Origin of the sequence: Paenibacillus sp. MY03, assembly GCF_002165585.1 — a bacterium.
Taxonomy (GTDB): domain Bacteria; phylum Bacillota; class Bacilli; order Paenibacillales; family Paenibacillaceae; genus Pristimantibacillus; species Pristimantibacillus agaridevorans.
Window position 1 is genome coordinate 72,527 of the sequence record NZ_MXQD01000002.1, and the last position, 17,411, is coordinate 89,937.

The 17,411-nt window shown below is 47.2% G+C and carries 13 protein-coding genes; 7 read left to right on the forward strand and 6 right to left on the reverse strand.

All coding sequences use genetic code 11. The annotated features are described in order from the left end of the window. Positions 1–16: 16 nt before the first annotated feature. The 4 genes from pdxR to B1748_RS02045 all read right to left on the reverse strand — a co-directional run bounded on the left by pdxR (position 17) and on the right by B1748_RS02045 (position 3,756). Complete coding sequence (gene pdxR / locus B1748_RS02030) at positions 17–1,450, reverse strand: MocR-like pyridoxine biosynthesis transcription factor PdxR (RefSeq protein ID WP_087566297.1); 1,434 nt, start codon at positions 1,448–1,450, stop codon at positions 17–19. A gap of 168 nt (positions 1,451–1,618) precedes the next feature. Beyond that, on the reverse strand, positions 1,619–2,266 hold the full coding sequence (locus B1748_RS02035; RefSeq protein ID WP_087566206.1) for a glycosyltransferase: 648 nt from the start codon (positions 2,264–2,266) through the stop codon (positions 1,619–1,621). 81 nt (positions 2,267–2,347) lie between these two features. Further along, a complete protein-coding gene (locus B1748_RS02040; RefSeq protein ID WP_256975478.1) occupies positions 2,348–2,587 on the reverse strand; it encodes a translation initiation factor 2 in 240 nt (79 codons plus the stop codon). A 206-nt stretch (positions 2,588–2,793) separates the two neighbouring features. Then, positions 2,794–3,756: a metallophosphoesterase family protein gene (locus B1748_RS02045; RefSeq protein ID WP_256975490.1), complete on the reverse strand. Its 963-nt coding sequence runs from the start codon at positions 3,754–3,756 to the stop codon at positions 2,794–2,796. A gap of 148 nt (positions 3,757–3,904) precedes the next feature. On the opposite strand from B1748_RS02045, the gene B1748_RS02050 reads away from it, so the two are divergent. Then, a complete protein-coding gene (locus B1748_RS02050; protein ID WP_087566209.1) occupies positions 3,905–5,008 on the forward strand; it encodes a hypothetical protein in 1,104 nt (367 codons plus the stop codon). Here B1748_RS02050 and B1748_RS02055 read toward each other — a convergent pair. Further along, on the reverse strand, positions 4,997–5,860 hold the full coding sequence (locus B1748_RS02055) for an AraC family transcriptional regulator (protein WP_179215326.1): 864 nt from the start codon (positions 5,858–5,860) through the stop codon (positions 4,997–4,999). The two genes, B1748_RS02050 and B1748_RS02055, sit on opposite strands and share 12 nt — an antisense overlap. A 151-nt stretch (positions 5,861–6,011) precedes the next feature. On the opposite strand from B1748_RS02055, the gene B1748_RS02060 reads away from it, so the two are divergent. Continuing rightward, complete coding sequence (locus B1748_RS02060) at positions 6,012–8,489, forward strand: glycosylhydrolase-like jelly roll fold domain-containing protein (RefSeq protein ID WP_373271243.1); 2,478 nt, start codon at positions 6,012–6,014, stop codon at positions 8,487–8,489. A gap of 129 nt (positions 8,490–8,618) precedes the next feature. On the opposite strand, the gene B1748_RS02065 is transcribed toward B1748_RS02060, so the two are convergent. Beyond that, entirely contained in the window at positions 8,619–9,488 is an 870-nt protein-coding gene (locus B1748_RS02065; RefSeq protein ID WP_087566212.1) for an AraC family transcriptional regulator, read from the reverse strand. 200 nt (positions 9,489–9,688) lie between these two features. On the opposite strand from B1748_RS02065, the gene B1748_RS02070 reads away from it, so the two are divergent. From B1748_RS02070 to B1748_RS02090, 5 genes are all read left to right on the forward strand, one after another. Beyond that, on the forward strand, positions 9,689–10,846 hold the full coding sequence (locus B1748_RS02070) for a Gfo/Idh/MocA family protein (protein WP_087566213.1): 1,158 nt from the start codon (positions 9,689–9,691) through the stop codon (positions 10,844–10,846). 816 nt (positions 10,847–11,662) lie between these two features. Further along, positions 11,663–12,853: a sensor histidine kinase gene (locus B1748_RS02075; RefSeq protein WP_256975491.1), complete on the forward strand. Its 1,191-nt coding sequence runs from the start codon at positions 11,663–11,665 to the stop codon at positions 12,851–12,853. A 2-nt stretch (positions 12,854–12,855) separates the two neighbouring features. After that, the gene (locus tag B1748_RS02080) at positions 12,856–14,538 is read left to right on the forward strand and encodes a response regulator transcription factor (RefSeq protein ID WP_087566215.1); all 1,683 of its coding nucleotides are present in this window, start codon (positions 12,856–12,858) and stop codon (positions 14,536–14,538) included. A gap of 128 nt (positions 14,539–14,666) precedes the next feature. Then, complete coding sequence (locus tag B1748_RS02085; protein ID WP_087566216.1) at positions 14,667–16,436, forward strand: extracellular solute-binding protein; 1,770 nt, start codon at positions 14,667–14,669, stop codon at positions 16,434–16,436. Positions 16,437–16,492: 56 nt separating this feature from the next. After that, positions 16,493–17,404 carry an ABC transporter permease gene (locus B1748_RS02090; RefSeq protein WP_256975479.1) on the forward strand — a complete coding sequence of 304 codons (912 nt, stop codon included), beginning with the start codon at positions 16,493–16,495 and terminating at the stop codon, positions 17,402–17,404. Positions 17,405–17,411 lie beyond the last annotated feature (7 nt).

Consider the following 17,411-nt stretch of genomic DNA (forward strand, 5'->3'; position numbering starts at 1 on the left):
AAACTGGCAAGGATACTTATTGTAACAGTATCCTTGCCAGACGCTCAATACCTTGCTCGATGGCGGCTTCATCTACTTTAGCAAATCCAAGCACCCATCCTTTACGGTCGCTTTCGATACAATATTTGCTTAGCGGGTAGATACGAATGCCCTCTTTATACGCCAATTTTGTCACTGCTTTTTCGTCAAACGAACGAGCAGCCTCAAGAAGCATATGTAAACCGGTCTCGACGCCGCTTAGCGTAAAGCGTTCGCTCAACCCAGCCGCGGCAATGGCCTTCGTCATGGCTTCATGCCTGCGTCTATACACATTTCGCACTCGCCTCATATGGCGCATAAAATGACCTTGTTCAATAAAATGTGCAAGCGTTAATTGTTCCATAATGGGAAGATGGCGATAAGTCAATTCATGGACCTGGGTAAGCCGATCAATGGCTTTATGTGGCCCGATAATGGCTGAGATCCGAATTCCCGGTGCGACCATCTTGGAAAAACTCATCATATACAATGTATTTTGAGGCCGCTGACTAAACAAGGTAGGAAGCGGGTCCCCGCGATAACGAAATTCGCTGTCGTAATCATCTTCTACAATCCAAAACTGAGATTGAGCAGCCATCTGCACTAATTGTTGTCGGCGTGGTTCTGACAAAATGACACCTACCGCACACTGATGGGATGGCGTAACAAACACAAGCTTGGTTTGCGGGTCAATCTCGTCAACGCAAAGGCCAAATTCATCAACTGGCGCGGGTGTAACATGCATTTTTCGATAACGCATCGCCATCCATGCAGCGGGGAATCCTGGATCTTCAACGGTGACGGCATCCCCTTCTTGCAAAAGGGCTTGGGCAATCAAATCGATGCTATGCTGAGCGCCAGATGTCAATAGAATTTGATCGACGTGAACATGAATGCCTCGTTCAAATGACAGGTATCGTTGAATCTGTTCCCGCAGGGGCAGATAACCTTTGGCATCGCCGTAAGCCCAAATATTCAAATCAGTTCTCGTTGAAGCTTGTAAATAGGACTGTCTCCAATTCCTTTGAAATTGTTCATCTAAATAAGGCTCATGGGGACTGAAATCAATTTCGGGATTAACCCTTTCTTTATTGCCAAACCAACTATGTAAATGGCCTATGGAAACATGAAGGAATGGCAAATCTGGTAGATCGGGTCCTTTGATTTCCCCATCCTCTAATGGAGATACGGCACGGATCCGCTGATTAACTCTTGTTCCTCCCCTACGGGAAGTTACTGTGTATCCACGGCTGAATAACTCTTCGTAGACAATCTGAACAGTAGAACGGGAAACGCCAAGCTGTAACGCGAACTCGCGAGAGGGGAGCAGCAATTCGCCTGGTTTCCATTTTCCGGTCGTTATATGATGGATCGCTTGATCCAGAAGCTGCTGCCAGATGGGACGGGCATCTTCACGGTCTACTTTTAGTATTGTTTTCACCACCAAAGTTTTGGTTGATATATTATCATAGCAATCCTTTGTTTTGCAACTCTATATATAAACAGACCCACTCAAAAAATCTCCCTCCTCTAAACTTCCGAACGGACGAAAGTGAGCGTAGAGGAGGGAGATGAATCGAGTAGTTCGCTACCCTATTCTTTAGAATTTTTCCGGAAACTGTTTGACAATTCCCTCTGTAAGCATATTGGCAAAGTGAATCATATGTATTTCATTCTGATCTGTTGCTGCAATTGCGGCTTTCCAATCCCCTTTGAGATAACTCAGTACGACTTCCGTTATAAATTGGAGATGTTTGTACAGCATGTCCTGTAGTTCTTTAAACGTCCAATTTGGATTTGCCGAGCTTAGAAACTTAGCTATTTCATCCGCATTTTTATGCCAAGCAGCCTCCAACTTCTTTACCTCTGCCTGATTGTTAGCTTTTGCTGCAGTAATTATTTTTCCTGCGATAAGAATATGTTCCCGGAGAAGCTCTGCCAATTTATTGCCAGCAGCGTTACCGTAATAAGGCTTAATAAGATCGCCTATGTCTTGTTGGTTCCGTAGGAGCCGTTCCAAAACATCCGCTTGATCTTTTAGACCGGATATTGCGCTGACAATATAACTTTTCGTCCAGATGGTATGATTGATCCATACTTTCTGCATATCGCTCTTCAGCTTCATGATCTCCGGGCTAATGCATTCCGTTTTCTTTTCCTCACTTGCAGAAACAGAATTAACTACCGGCGTTACAGTGAAAACAAGCGCAGTGCTCAGCGCTATAGCAACAATCCGTCTTAATATCATGATTATGGGCTCCTTTTGCGTTTTTACTATTATGTGACTGGAAACCCAATTTATACAGATGGATTTAGCGTTCTGATCCACTTATCCCACTGTATTCCTGATTTTAATCAGCTCGTTAATAAAGTGATCAAGCTGTCGTTGCGTTGATCCGCCATCCAGAAGATTACGACTACGATTTTGGCCTTGAAAATCTTGCTCTAATGCATCTAACGCCAATCCGGCTGCAAGAGCGGCAATCCCATCGCCTAATGTGGCTATGGAGGCCCCTAAAAATGCAAGCCGGGCGATTTCGATATCACGCAGTACCTTTTCGGTGTCCAAATTAATCCCCTCCCGGTTCACGCTTATTTAATGTATGTGCGCTAAGCCCGGAGTGACACTTTGATGAGGGGGATTTAGGTAACAGACACTCGTTAATGCTTACTTGTACAACTTACTTCGCTTATCCACTCTAACGATTGAGCAAACGTAGCATTTATGATTTTTTCCTTTAACCTGCTGCACATTTTCGCAATAGACGCATCTCATCACGGATTCACCTCCGAGGATATTGTATCCAGTGGAGGTACCTGGCTATTCCGCAAATCGATAATCGTATGCGGCAATATCCATCGTCTTTTTAGATGTTCCCTTTTTTTAATGATTATCCGATTACGGTACACCTCTACCGCCAAGCTTTCGCTTTTATCGACTTTGTTCTTATCCCGAAGAACATTTCTGACGGAACCGCTCTTAATCATGTGAATATGGCCGTTACTCACTGCTTCAGGCTGTTCGAGATCCTGATGAGTATGTCCCGAGAACAGGAATACTTGCCTCTTCACATTGTCCAGTATGTTAAATAATCCTTCATCGCTTGCAGATATCGTGTTCTCTATGGGCTGATGCAAAAAAACAAAAGTAGGAATCATCTCATTGTCTGGATGAGAGGGCTTGTCTCGAAGACGTTCCTCTAACCACCGTAATTGCTCCTTGCTCAAATAAGCAGACTCCCCAACGGATTTGTCTACATCCCTGTATCGCTCGCCGCTTAAAAATATAAAATGGCAGCCGTTTAGCCAAGTGTCATGGAACACTTGATTGTATTTAAAGTGCGATAAAAATAGTTTATTGGCTTTTTCGCTGGACCAACTTGGGTTAAGTTTTTTTCCAAAATGGCGACGGTCCCAAAGCTGATAATAATCATGATTGCCCATCGTAGCAAAAAGGTTTGGATGCGGGACTCTCCGCAACAGTTCCTTCAACTTCCGATAATCATGATCGAAACCATCCGTTAAGTCTCCATTAAGGATGAGCAGCGAACTTTGCGGGCTAATGGACTTGTGGTCCTCAAGTGAACGGAGAAACAGCTGATGCGATTGGCGATCAAAGGATTGGATATGAATATCGCTTAATACGGCAAAGGAAAATAAAAAATCCTGATTTGTTGCCGAAGTGGATTCCTCTGGAACAAGCACAAAGAAGAGGATAATTAAGCAAATCATTATCATTTTCAAGGAATCACACATCCGATCATTATTTCTTTAGCTGAATAGCCATATAATGTTGTCACCATACTAAACCCCAAGGTTCGATTTTCACTTGTAGCTTTACCAATTAGGCTCAATCCATCCCATTCTTCCAAAAGGAGAATAAAACATGTGCTATAACAATTTGTACAAAAAAATGCTCCCCTATTTTCTTATCATTGCTGTATCCGTATTGATTTTTACATATCAGCCCAGTACGGCGCATGCTGATAAACCGGAAATACAAATATCCGTTAAATCGTCGCCTGATGCCCAATATTCGTCTAGTCGCAAGCTGTCTTGCGTTTTGCTAAACGGTACAAAGGACTACGAAAAAAAATATGCTTTTCAGGCCACTGACGTTACTCTTCATGCGAGCTGCCATGGGGAAAATATGGATTTCATATTGGATACCTCGGGAAATCTCCATGAGAGCAACGGAAACATGGTCGAGCTTAAACCAAAAGCCCGTACTGAACTGCTTAATCAAGCCCGGTTGCTTCGAAGCCAACATTATGGCGAACCTCTTCGCTGGAGTGAAGTAAATGAGCTGCTGCCCCGCCTGGCCAAATTTACGGTTATCGATCTTGAAACAGGGCTGAGGTTCCAAGGTCAACGGAGAGCGGGAAGTAGTCATGCCGATGTCCAACCTCTGACGAAATCAGATTCGGAAACGATGAAAAAAATCTATGGAGGAAAATGGAGTTGGAGCCGGAGGGCGATCCTCGTACAATCGAATGGTCGATCATTTGCGGCGTCAATGAACGGGATGCCTCACGGAGGCGACGGTATTCCAGACAATGATTTCAAGGGCCATTTTTGCATTCATTTTATTGGAAGCACCACACATTCGAAAAACAATGTCGACTTAGGTCATCAAATAATGGCAAACAAGGCTTCAGGAACTTTAAGTGCATTGATGATGAGATTGACCCCTTATCAAATCATTGATGCGTATTTTCTTGCCGGCCATTATCGGGATCAAGGACTGATGTCTGCGCTCATGCTTGTCTCAAGCACTAATGTAACACCTATTTTTTCGGGAGATAAAATAGTTAAACATCGTATCTTAGAGCCGGCCCCCGATCACGTATCTGAGCTTGCAATAGATATTCCCGTCGAGAGTTGTGAAGTTCATTCGGGAACTTGCATAAATAAATCAACAAAAGTATTCCACCTTAGAAGACTCACCTTTGTGGATGCCTGGCAGATCGAAAACATCTCACAACTGTAGTTCTTTCCGATACTCCCTCGGTGAAATGCCCGTTTTTTTTCGGAACAGCTTATTGAAAAAAGTAATGTCCTGGTAGCCGACGGAAGAAGCGATGTCGGCTACTTTGCGATCGGTTGAACGGAGCAGGCGGCATGCTTCGTCGATCCGGACCGATTGGACATAATCGATAAACGTCATGCCGGTTCGACTCTTGAATTTTCGATGGAATTGTCGCTCTCCAAGTCCAGACAGCTCAGCCGCTTCTATTAATGTAAGGGGAGAATGGAAGCGGTTATGGATAAAATGGAGCGCCGCCTCCATATTTGGTAAACCGGCTTGCTGCGTAGTTGCAGATTGCCCGTCCTGGTAACTATGCAGAAACAGAAGCAGCTCGATGACGGCCAAGTGCAGTCCGGTGTTCCAGCCTGGACGCCTCGTTGTGTAGATATCGTACAGCTTCAGAAACAACCTTCGGAATTCACCGAACGCATCGCGGTATTGTATCCAATCGGGTTCATCGAGCAGTGTCGCAAGCGCAACTCCTCCCGGGAAGCTCAGCAGCAGCAGGCGAATCGATTCTTGCGCCATCACGCAGTTGTAGACGATGAGTGGACGGCTGATTGATGTGGTAGCAGGACGAAATACATGGGAGACCCCGACTGGTATCAGGAATATATCTCCTTGATGGACTTGCAACGTCTGATCGCCGATATAATGAGTGCCGGAACCTTCGGCGACATAGCTGATTTCAATAAAGTCATGTCGATGTTCGATTTTGTAAAAAGATTCAACCGCCCTGTTCACAAATATGGGAACTTCGGGTCGAAAATAGTTGTCGCCTTGAGATAAGTCGATTGTGCGTTGAATAGTCATCGTGATCACTCCATGTTTCGAATGTAAAATGTCCGAAATGTCCTGTATAAAAGTCGGTATAACCCGAAATTTCAAGTGCAACGTCATCTTATAATGAAAAAAACGGATAGGCAAGTGTCCATCAGTGTATATTTCGTAAATAAAGATCGGAGTGAGACGTTTGCATCAGCTACATGTTTTGAAAAAGCAATTTGATCACCCGCCGACAGAATTTAGCCCGCTTCCGTTCTGGTTCTGGAATGACGAGCTGTCGGCAGAGGGAATCATCGGACAAATTCACGACTTCCATGCGAAGGAAGTGGACGGTTTCGTTATTCATCCACGGATGGGGCTGCCAAGATCGATGCCTTATCTGTCGGAGCCTTATATGGAGCTTGTCGAATTGGCGGTGACCGAAGCGGATAAGCTGGGTATGAAGGTTATTCTTTATGACGAAGGCATGTATCCTTCCGGCTCTGCCTGCGGGATGGTCGTAAAAGAGAACCCGGATTACGCCAGCCGGGGTCTGCAAGTAACGGAATGCGCTTGCAAGGGGAGCGGAGAACCTGTTGTAATCCCGATTGAACTGCTGCCGGAGCAAAATCTGGTTTCTGCGCTTGCGGTTCGCAAACTTTCCGGAGCGGAGATTGATGCGAGCAGCACGATTGTCCTTCATGCCGAACAGGACAACATCCGGTTTACCCTTCCTGCCGCAGGGAACTGGTCGGTTTTATTATTTATCGAGACTCCTTCCAAGGGAACTATTCGGGGCGTTCATCCTGGCCAGGATGACGGCGAGTCCGACGCTCCTTTGGCCGCTGACTTATTAAATCCCGATGCGGTCCAGACCTTTATCAGGTTGACGCATGAAGCCTATTACAAGAGGCTGAGCCGCTTATTCGGAAACACGGTTATGGCCATGTTTACGGATGAGCCGAATTTGCTCGGGCGTTGCCATGCGAAGGGGTTAAAGCCCTGGACGCGGGGGTTCCTTTATGAATATCTGGAGAGCGGGAGCCGGGAACAGGATCTGGCGGTGCTTTGGTTCGATGCCGGAGAGACGACGACAGAGATCCGCGAAGCTTACGAGACGGTTATCCGCAATCGGCTGGGTCGGACGTATTATAAAGCGTTGGCCGATTGGTGTGAAGCCCATGGCATAGGGCTGACCGGTCACCCGGCGGCGAGCAACGATATCGGGCTGTTGGAACATTTCCATATTCCCGGACAAGATGTGGTCTGGCGCTATATTGCGCCGGAAGCAGGCAAAGCAGTGACAGGCACGCATAGTACCATGGGCAAATGTTCGTCGGATTCGGCGCGCCATCGTGGCAAACGAAGGAATTTAAATGAAACCTTCGGCGTCTGCGGCATCGAAGGCGGTTGGTCGCTCAGCGCCGATAATATGAAGTGGTATTTGGATTGGTTGTTCGTCAGAGGCGTCAATCTGATCGTTCCGCATGCGTTCTATTACTCCATTCGCGGGGAACGCAGGGATGAGCGGCCGCCGGATGTAGGACCAAATAATATTTGGTGGCAGGATTATGCCCAATTCGCGAGATATATCAAGCGGATGAGTTGGCTGATGACCGATGGGCGAAACGGAGCGGAAACGGCAGTAATCGCCGGTTCTGCCGAGCTGCCTTGGAGAATCGTCAAGCCGCTGTTCGAAGAACAAGTCGAGTTTAATTATTTGGAAGAAAGCTTGCTAGGCAGCGCGATCGAATGTAAGGATGGGGTATTATCGATTGCGGGTTACCGTTACAAGGCGGTTTTGGTGGAGGATGGCAAGCGGCTGACGCCGGAAAGTTGGCGGATTCTGCAAACCTTTGCCGAACAAGGCGGATTGGTCATTGAGCTTGCCGATGACGTTCAAACAACGAAGGGCATCGGTCAGGTTCGGGTAAAGCGCGAGGATGAAATACCGGCGCTTCTGATACGTACGCTCGGTCAAGATACCCGTCTTGAGCCTGCGTCTGCTTCTATTCGCATCAGTCGGATTACGAAAGAAGGCATCCTGTTCTATGTTATCGTTAATGAAGGCGAAGCTGGTTACGAAGGAACGCTTGAGATAAGTCACTCCGGATATACGGAATGTTGGTTGCCGTGGACAGGTGCAGTTCAACAGACAAAAGTCGAACAGGCCGCGGAAGGCCAGAAGCTGCATGTAATCATCGAGCGCCGGGAATGTCTGATTATAGCCGTAGATCCGAATATGGAGCAGGGCGAAATGAAGGATGAACCTGGAGAAGTTGATGTTACCGAGTTGTCAGCCGATTGGCGAGTGGTGGAAGGTCCGGTGAGCGGGGAAATTCCGGCTCTCTCTTCTTGGACGGAATGGGATGGCTTAAAACATTACTCCGGCACGATTACGTATGAGAGAAGCTTCGAGCTTGACGATCCATGCGCTTGGTCCGACGCTAACCTTGATCTGGGCGAAGCTCATGAACTGGCACGGCTATGGGTCAACGGTCGGGAAGCGGGAGTGCGCATGTGGAATCCTTATGTGTTCGACATTGGAGCCTACCTAAAGCCAGGGACGAACGTGTTAAAGGTGGCGGTAACGAACAGCTTGGCCAACCTTTACGATGGCAAGTCATATACATCCGGGCTAATCGGGCCGGTGCGGCTTAACGGCGAACGGAAGTAACGATATTTAACAAGGAGCATTCCATTCGGCGCGAACATCAAACAGTCCCCATCTTGAACAACAAGATGAGGGCTGTTTGCCGTCCTTAACAACAGGGCAATAAGGTTGTTCCTATGGCGCAGGGGGTTGTTAGTGTCGGGTCCATCTCTTGCGGTATTGATGCGGCGTAATCCCCATATGGGATTTGAACAATTTGCAGAAGTAAGAGCTGTTCGTAAGTCCGATCTCCTCGGCGATGAGAGAGACGGGCTTATTCGTCGTGATCAGCAGCAGCACGGACTGATGGACTCTCCGGGTCGCCATGTATTCCGAGATGTTGATGCCCGTAGCCTCTTTAAACAAGTGGGACAGATAAAACGGAGACAGGTGCAGCGCCCGAGCCATGCGGTCAAGGGAATACGGTTCCGAATAATGGGTTTCGACCCAGTTCAGGATATGCTCCACCTGATGGTTTTTGCGGCGCGTCCGGTAGGCCGGGGCATGCTCATTCAACTGCTCCCACTCTTGTTTAAGCCAGCGATATAAAGGGATCAGGAAAAGAGAGCTTTCTTCGTGCCTGTCCGTATCCCTCTGCGTGTGCAATTGATTATGCATGTTTCTGAACAGTCCGTCGAGCAGGTCGGCATCATGAAACTCGTATATGCACGGAGAAGGCAGCTTCTCCAGATGAATATATCGATAGAAGGAATGCAGCCGCGGCCATTTCTCGAAATAAGCTTCGAACATGGTCGGTTCGAAAATAGCCAACGACCGTTCGAAGCATTGGCCATCCGTATAATCGAGCGTTAAATGATGGAGCTGGTTCGGCTGAAAGATACAAAGCATGCCCGACTTGATGTCGTAGCTGTTATTGTCTACGATCATCGTTCCTCTTCCCTGATGGATATACAAGATCTCTACGCCCAGATGGGAATGGAAGGTTTCCAAATGCTCGTTATTCACGCTCTTGCGTCTGTAGGCAAAATATAACGGCTCCTCGCTAAAATTGCTTGTCGACATTGGCAAGAGACTCACCCTTTCCGTCCAGAAATAAACGATCAGCTCTACCTTCAATATAGCAAGTCGTCCAATTTGGTTCAAGCCGGACCATGAGAAAAAAACGCAATCTAGCGTTATTTTTCCAACTATGCCCTATCACAATTGGGCGTCCGGCTACGTTAAGATACTCGTAGGATATCAATTCCCAGGAGGACAGAGCCATGATCAAAGTAGCCATTATCGGCGCAGGAGCGATATCGTCCGCTCATATCGAAGGATATCTGCAATTCAAGGAGCGTTGTCGGATCGTCGCCTTGTGCGACCTGTATCCCGAGAAAGCGGAAGCGAAGCGGGAGCAATACGGCTTGGATGCCAAAATCGTAAAGGATTATAAGGAATTGCTAGGGGACGGGATCGACCTGGTATCCGTGTGCATGCCTCCGTTCGTGCACGCCCCCGTTACGATCGACTTCCTGAACGCGGGCAGCCATGTCATCGTGGAGAAACCGATGGCGGCTTCCCTTGAAGAATGCGACGCGATGATCGCGGCGGCCGAACGGAGCGGAAAAGTATTGTCCGTTATCGCTCAGAACCGGTTCAGAAATCCCGTCATGAAGCTCAAGAGCGTGCTGGACAGCGGCTTGGCCGGAAATATTCTACATGCCCAGGTCGACTCGTTCTGGTGGCGGGGTCACTGCTATTACGACTTATGGTGGCGCGGCACTTGGGAGAAGGAAGGCGGCGGACCTACGCTGAACCATGCGGTACATCATATGGACGCCATGTTGTGGATGCTGGGACAGCCAAGCGAGATCCAGGCCATTATGAGCAACGTCGCGCATGACAATGCGGAGGTGGAGGATCTCTCCATCGCGATGCTACGGTATCCGAACGGATCGCTCGGTCAGATTACGAGCTCCGTCGTGCATCATGGCGAAGAACAGCAATTTATATTCCAGGGGCAGAACGCGCGGATCTCGGCGCCATGGAAGGTAACGGCGTCGGTATCGAGGCCGAACGGCTTCCCCGAACGAAACGAGGAGCTGGAGGAGCAGATCCAGGATCTATATAACAAGCTGCCGGACCTCCCCTATGAGGGGCATACCGCGCAGATTGACAACGTGCTTGGCGCAATCGAGACCGGAACGCCGGTATTGATAGACGGAGCTAGCGGCCGCAGTACGCTCGAGCTCATCATGAGCATCTACAAATCGGCGAGCACGGGCATCAAGGTTCAGCTCCCCCTGCAGCCGGACGATCCCTTTTACACGCAGGAAGGCGTCAAGGCGAACGTGCCTTACTTCTACCAAAAGGGCGAGAGCGTCGAGAACTTCTCGGATCAGAGCATTACGACGGGCAGCTTTGCCGACAAAAAATAAAGCGGGGGGTCAAGCTCGGCAGCAAGCGATTCGAATTACGAGAAGTCTGCAAGCGAGTTGCCCATATAATTAAAGATTATCCATAAAAAGAGAGTCGCTCATTTTTGCGGCTCTTTTTATATTCCATGCAAGATATGAAACGTAAATCAATTATCATGGTGTCAATAAAATATAAGAGATTATCCAGGGTACTTTCGCTATAATGGAAAAAAAGTAAGCATACATCTGTGTGCAGCAAAGGGAGTCCCGAAAATGAAAAGCGCTTTCATTATTTGGAGGAAATCGATTTTTACCCGGCTTATCGTTACCTTCCTTTTAATTGTCTCGCCTATATATCTTGTTGCTTTTCTTATCTACAATTGGGGTATTAACAGCGTTAAGGAAGAACTGGAAGGCACGATGAAGTCTCAGCTAAGTTTTTACTCCAGCAATCTCGACACGGAAATACAGCGTGTCAACTCCCTCCTTTTTAATACTCTATATGACAGCAACCTTACAGACCTCGCAAATTTGATATCCAAATTGTCGGATTACGACACTTACCAATCGATCAACAATTTGCAACAACGGCTGCTTGTGCTGCAAAACAGCAATATATATGTGAGTAACGTCACCGCGCACATTCCGTCGGCGGATATGATCGTTACCTCCAATGACGGACGTGGCCCGCTTGAACAGGAACCGCTGCACTATTTTAATAGCTCAAAATCAGATTCTAAATCCCAACTCCTTCTTTACAAGGGAGACATTTATTTACGCGCATTGCTTCCCCTGGATATTAATTACAGGATTGAGAAAAAGGTTCATTTGTTGACAGTGAAGCTTTCAATAGAGCGAATCCGTGCTGCGCTTGGACAATTGGAAACCCGCAAGGATAGCGGCGCGGTTCTGCTGCTGCCTGACAATAATCTGGTCTTGAGCGATGCAGTAGATACTGAATTTGCAAGCAGTCTCAAAAATGTCTTGATCTCGCGGCTGAAAGAAGCTCCAAGCGGAACCATCGTACTAGAAAACGATAAGCGGCAATATTTTGCGGTTTATATGAAATCGGACTATCTTAATACGGCATTAGTCCAATATGTTCCGATGGAGGCGTTGACGGAGAAGGCGGAACAATTCAAAACCTTGTTTTTATTTTTCTCGTTGTCTGCCGTACTGGTTATCGCTTTGTACATGCTGTCCGCTTTTAAGTTTATCCAGCAACCGATGCTTAAGCTGATAAGGGTGCTCAGACAAATGGAAATGGGGAATTTGAACGTAGAGATCACTCACCGGCGTACAGATGAATTCGGGTTCCTGTTTCAGCGATTTAACGGGATGATGAAAAATCTTAATCAATTGATCGATCAAGTATACAAGCAGCAAATCTTAACTCAGCAGGCTGAGCTCAGACAGCTTCAATCGCAGATTAATCCGCATTTTCTCTACAACACCTACTTTGTACTGTATAACATGGCCATGAGCGAGGATTATGATAATGTCAAACTGTTTACACACCAGCTTGGTTCGTACCTTAAATACATTACTCGGAACGCCGCAGAAGATGTTCCGCTGCATATTGAAGTCGATCACGCTCGAACTTATTGCGATATTCAAAGCTTGCGATTCTACAATCGCATTGAAGTCGAATTTGGACATATCCCTCCAAGCTGCCGGGATAAGCTAGTGCCGCGGTTAATTTTGCAGCCGGTTATCGAGAATGCATTCGAGCATGGAATATCCGATATGAAGAGCGGAGGTTGGCTTGTTGTCCGATTCGAGAAGGAGAATGACGGATTCGTAATTATTGTAGAGGACAATGGGCCGTCCATATCGGAAGCAAGAGTGCATGAGCTGAACAGGCTGCTCACTCCTGGAAGGGACGATGTCAGTGAAATTACGGCGATTGTGAATATACATCGAAGATTAAGGCTCAAATTCGGAGAGGAAAGCGGTCTTAGTTTCGAGGTGGGCGATAAGGGTGGGCTCAGAGTTAACATTTTCGTACGAGAGCAGGGGGCAAATTGAAAATGAAAAGATTGCTGATCGTTGATGACGAGCCTTTTATCGTGAATGGAATGTATGAGTTTATGCTGCTCGGATCCGGTTTGGAGCTGGATGTTTACAAGGCGTTTTCGGGAGACGAAGCTTTGGAGTGGCTGCAGCGGACGAAGATGGATATCGTTATATCGGATATCCGCATGCCGTCGATGAGCGGACTGCAGCTGCTCGAAGTCATTCGGAAACGGTGGCCGTATTGTAAGGTTATTTTGCTGACCGGCTACAATGAATTCGATTATGTGTATCAAGCTATTAAACATGATGGCGTTCGCTATTTATTGAAAACGGAAGGCTACGATAAAATATTGGAGCTTGTTCGCGTTGCAATAGCAGAAATTGACGAAGCTCGTAAATCCGAGGACTTGATTGCTACAGCAAATCGCCAAATGAAGATGGCGCTCCCGATTTTGCAAAAGGATCTATTCACGGGGATATTGCGCGGAGAGCGTCATACAACGGAGCAGCGAAACTATTTATTTCGACAGCTGGCGCTTTTGCTGGATGCGGAAAGCGAAGTGTTTTTGATTATCGGCAGGCTGGAAAATACGAATCGAGCAGAAAGTACAATTCGGGTCAAGATGGCCTTTGAGCGGTATATCGGAAATGAATACAAGTCAGTTTTCCTTACGATGGAAGACAATTTGCTCGTTTGGTTTGTTCAGCCGATGAAGAACGTGAGAGTAGAAGGCGCGCAAGAAGATCGTTTGGAAATAAAAGGTTCGGAAATCGGTCAAGTAATCGTGCCGCAGCTTAAAGGCATGCTTGAGCTCGTTTTAGAGATGTGTGAGGCTACGTTCGGCTTTACGGTTCATTTTATAATCGATGGTCAATCCGCATCTTGGGAACAAGTGGCTGATCGTTTTGCGATCCTTAGAGCAGGAAGCGGCAGCTTGCCGGCAATCGGAGGCGGAGGAAGTATTGTGGAATATCCTTACCCGAAGCCGAACACCTCCATTGCCATTGAGAACGAAACGCTTGACTTAGCTATGCGGCAAATGAAAAGGATGGATTTGCTCGCGAATTTTCTTGAATCGGGTCGCAGGGAGGAATTTCTCGAGCTGCTGAAGGAGCTTCTGTACAGCGCAGAAATCGCTATAGACCGCAAGATGGTTCATGCAGCTCTCGGTATTTATTACCCGCTGTCTTTGCTGCTTCTTTCCCATATCCATACATGGCAAATGGAGCAGCGTTTTAATGAAGTGAATGGGTTCGTCCCGCAAGTCATACGAGATCCGTCTACATCTGTAAATCAGGCGGCTGAGGCGTTTCGCCATATTGCGCCGCTGCTTTTCGAATGGCGGCAGAACGCGCAGAACAGTCATGCCCATACTGCCATTTCCCACGTTCAAGATTATTTGCTGGCTAACCTTGACAAGGATTTGTCGCTCGTTCGCCTTGCGGAAGTTAGCCGATTGAATCCTTCTTATTTGTCGAGGCTGTTCAAGCAGGTGACTGGGGTCAATCTGAACGTCTTTATCCAAGAGGCGCGCTTGAATAAAGCGATGGAGCTGTTGCGCGATTCGGATTACAAGGTATATGAAATCGCCAGACTGGCAGGTTACGAGTACGCTCCTTATTTCACGAAAATTTTCAAAAAAAACGTTGGTGTGAGCCCCCAGGAATACCGCGATCATTTGAACAAAAGTCAATAAACTATAAGCGGGTAAAAAAGTTATGCGTTTTCAAACGGAAGCGCTTTCGTTTAAGATTCTGGGCAAGGAGCTAGTGCTTACGATCACGGTTTAACTAGCTTCAAACTAAAAGATTTGGGGGACTGAAGTTGAAAAATGTAAATTGGAAAAAGGCAGCAGGTATCGTACTAGCAGTAATAATGTTAACGATATCGGCATGCAGCAGCGGCAATAAGCCAAACGAAGGGGATTCCGGGACTGAGAGTCCGTCTGCAAGCTCTGGTGCAGATACGACGCAAGCGTCCGAGAAACCAGTAGAGAAAGCGGACCCGCTTGGCAAATTCGATCCGATGATCGAGGTAACCACGGTCAAGTCGCTAGATGATGGCTCCATGAATTTTCCGGAAGGCGAGTCTATTGACAATAACTTATGGACACAGGGCTTCGAGAAGGATCTTGGCATAAAGCTTAAGGTAGAATGGCTTGTACCGGACAATCAGTATGATCAAAAGCTGAATGTGATGATCGCGTCCGACGATCTTCCAGATATTATGATGGTGAACGCCGTACAGCTCAAGCAATTGGTCGATAATGATATGGTTGCGGACTTGACCGAAGTATACGCTCAATACAAATCCGAGCTTACGGATCAAATCATGACGTCAGATGGAGGAATCGGACTTAAGCAGGCCACGTTCGACGGCAAGCTGATGGCGCTTCCCCAGATGAACGGGGCAGCGGATTCCGCGCCGATTTTATGGATTCGCAAAGACTGGCTCGATCATTTGGGTTTAGCTGTCCCAACCACGATGGATGAGCTTCTCCATGTCGCCAAAGCTTTCACGGAGAACGACCCTGACCAGAACGGCCAGAAGGATACTTATGGACTAGCGCTGGAAAAAGGATTGTTCGGCGGCGAATTCGTACTCAACGGCTTTTTCAATGGCTATCATGCGGTTACTGGTTCTCCGGGCAATCTGCTATGGAATAAAGGCAGTGATGGCAACCTTATCATGGGATATGTTCAGCCAGAGGCAAAAACCGCCTTGGGCAAGCTGGCGGAAATGTATAAAGCAGGGTATATCGAAAAAGATTTTGCCGTTAAAGATGTCGGCAAAGTTGGTGAGTCTGTTGTTTCAGAGAAAATCGGGATGTTCTATGGACTGCACTGGAACGTCTTCACTCCTCTGCCGAGCGCTGTGCAAAAAAATCCGGCAGCAGATTGGCGGCCTTATCCGATTCCTACAGTGGACGGTACGATTACAGCGGAAAATCTGCTGGGTGTATCCAATTTCTTTGTCGTAAAGAAAGGGGCAGTTAATCCCGAAGCAGCGGTCAAAATACTGAATTACTTCTTATTGAAGCAAAATCCGCTCAGTTCAGAGTTTGATGCGAGATTCCATAATGGTCCGCAATATCCGGATGCATCGCATAGCGAATATAAATATTCACCTATTTTCGTGTTCCATCCGCAGCAAAATATTTTAATCCATAGAGGCTTCGTCGAATATGGCAAGGCTCGCGATACCAATGTACTAAGCGCCTGGAACCAAGGCAATCAAGCAGATATTGATTTATTGGAGAACGGGTATAACGGTACGGATGGGGAAGGCAAAGCAGCCGGCGTCAAAACGGAAGTATGGGCAGGCTGGATGTGGTCGGGGCCGATCGGTGCGTATAGCGTCGTAAATAGCTACTTGGAGAATAAGCAAATCGTAGAGCCTGTATTTTATGGAGCGCCTACTCCAACGATGACGGCGAAGCAGTCCACCTTAGAAAAGTTAATCTTAGAAAATTACACCAAATTCATAATGGGCGTACGTCCGATCGAAGAGTTCGATAAATTCGTGCAGGATTGGGATTCACTCGGCGGTGCGGATATTACGAAGGAAGTTAATGATTGGGCTAGGTCAAAATAAGCTAACGAAGCCGGGGCGGATGATCGTCCGCCCCGGCATGGAAAAGGATGTTGGTGATGAAAAAGCACATTTTCGGCAAAGGTTTGATGCGCGAGTGGCCCATGCATCTAATGATGCTTCCGGCTGTCCTTCTTATCATACTGTTCAGTTATATTCCTTACGCGGGACTCGCGATTGCATTCGAACGATTTAACCCGAGTAAAGGCTTTTTCGGATCGCCGTTCGTCGGCTGGGATAATTTCGAATACATGATCAAGATGCCGGGAATAAGTCAAGTGATTTGGAACACGGTTTATATCGCTTGCATGAAAATGGTTGGCGGTCTTATCGTTCCGATCGTATTCGCGCTCTTGCTGAACGAAGTCATTCACACGAAATTTAAACGAGCGGTACAGACGCTTATTTACCTGCCTCATTTTTTGTCTTGGGTTATTCTTGGCGGGGTGCTGACCGATATTTTATCTCCGTCAGGCGGGCTTGTGAACAGCTTAATCGGCTGGTTCGGAGCAGAGCCTGTCTTTTTCCTCGGCAATGAAAAGTTGTTTCCATACGTGCTAGCTGTTTCGGATATATGGAAAGAATTTGGATTTGGCACGATTATTTATTTAGCGGCAATTACGTCGATAAATCCGGTCCTGTACGAGGCGGCGATCTGCGATGGGGCTAATCGCTGGCGTCAGATTTGGCATATTACTCTTCCTGGAATGACACCGATTATTGTACTGATGATGACGCTTAGCCTAGGCAATGTGCTGAACGCAGGCTTCGATCAAGTATTTAATCTGTACAGTCCGGTTGTTTATCGGACAGGTGATATTTTGGATACTTTAGTGTACCGGCTAGGACTTATTGACGCCCAATACGGTGTCGCAACCGCAGTCGGCTTATTTAAATCCGTCGTATCAACCGTGTTTATCGTCATATCCTACATTTGCGCGTTTCGATTCGCGAATTACCGTATTTTCTAGAGAGAGG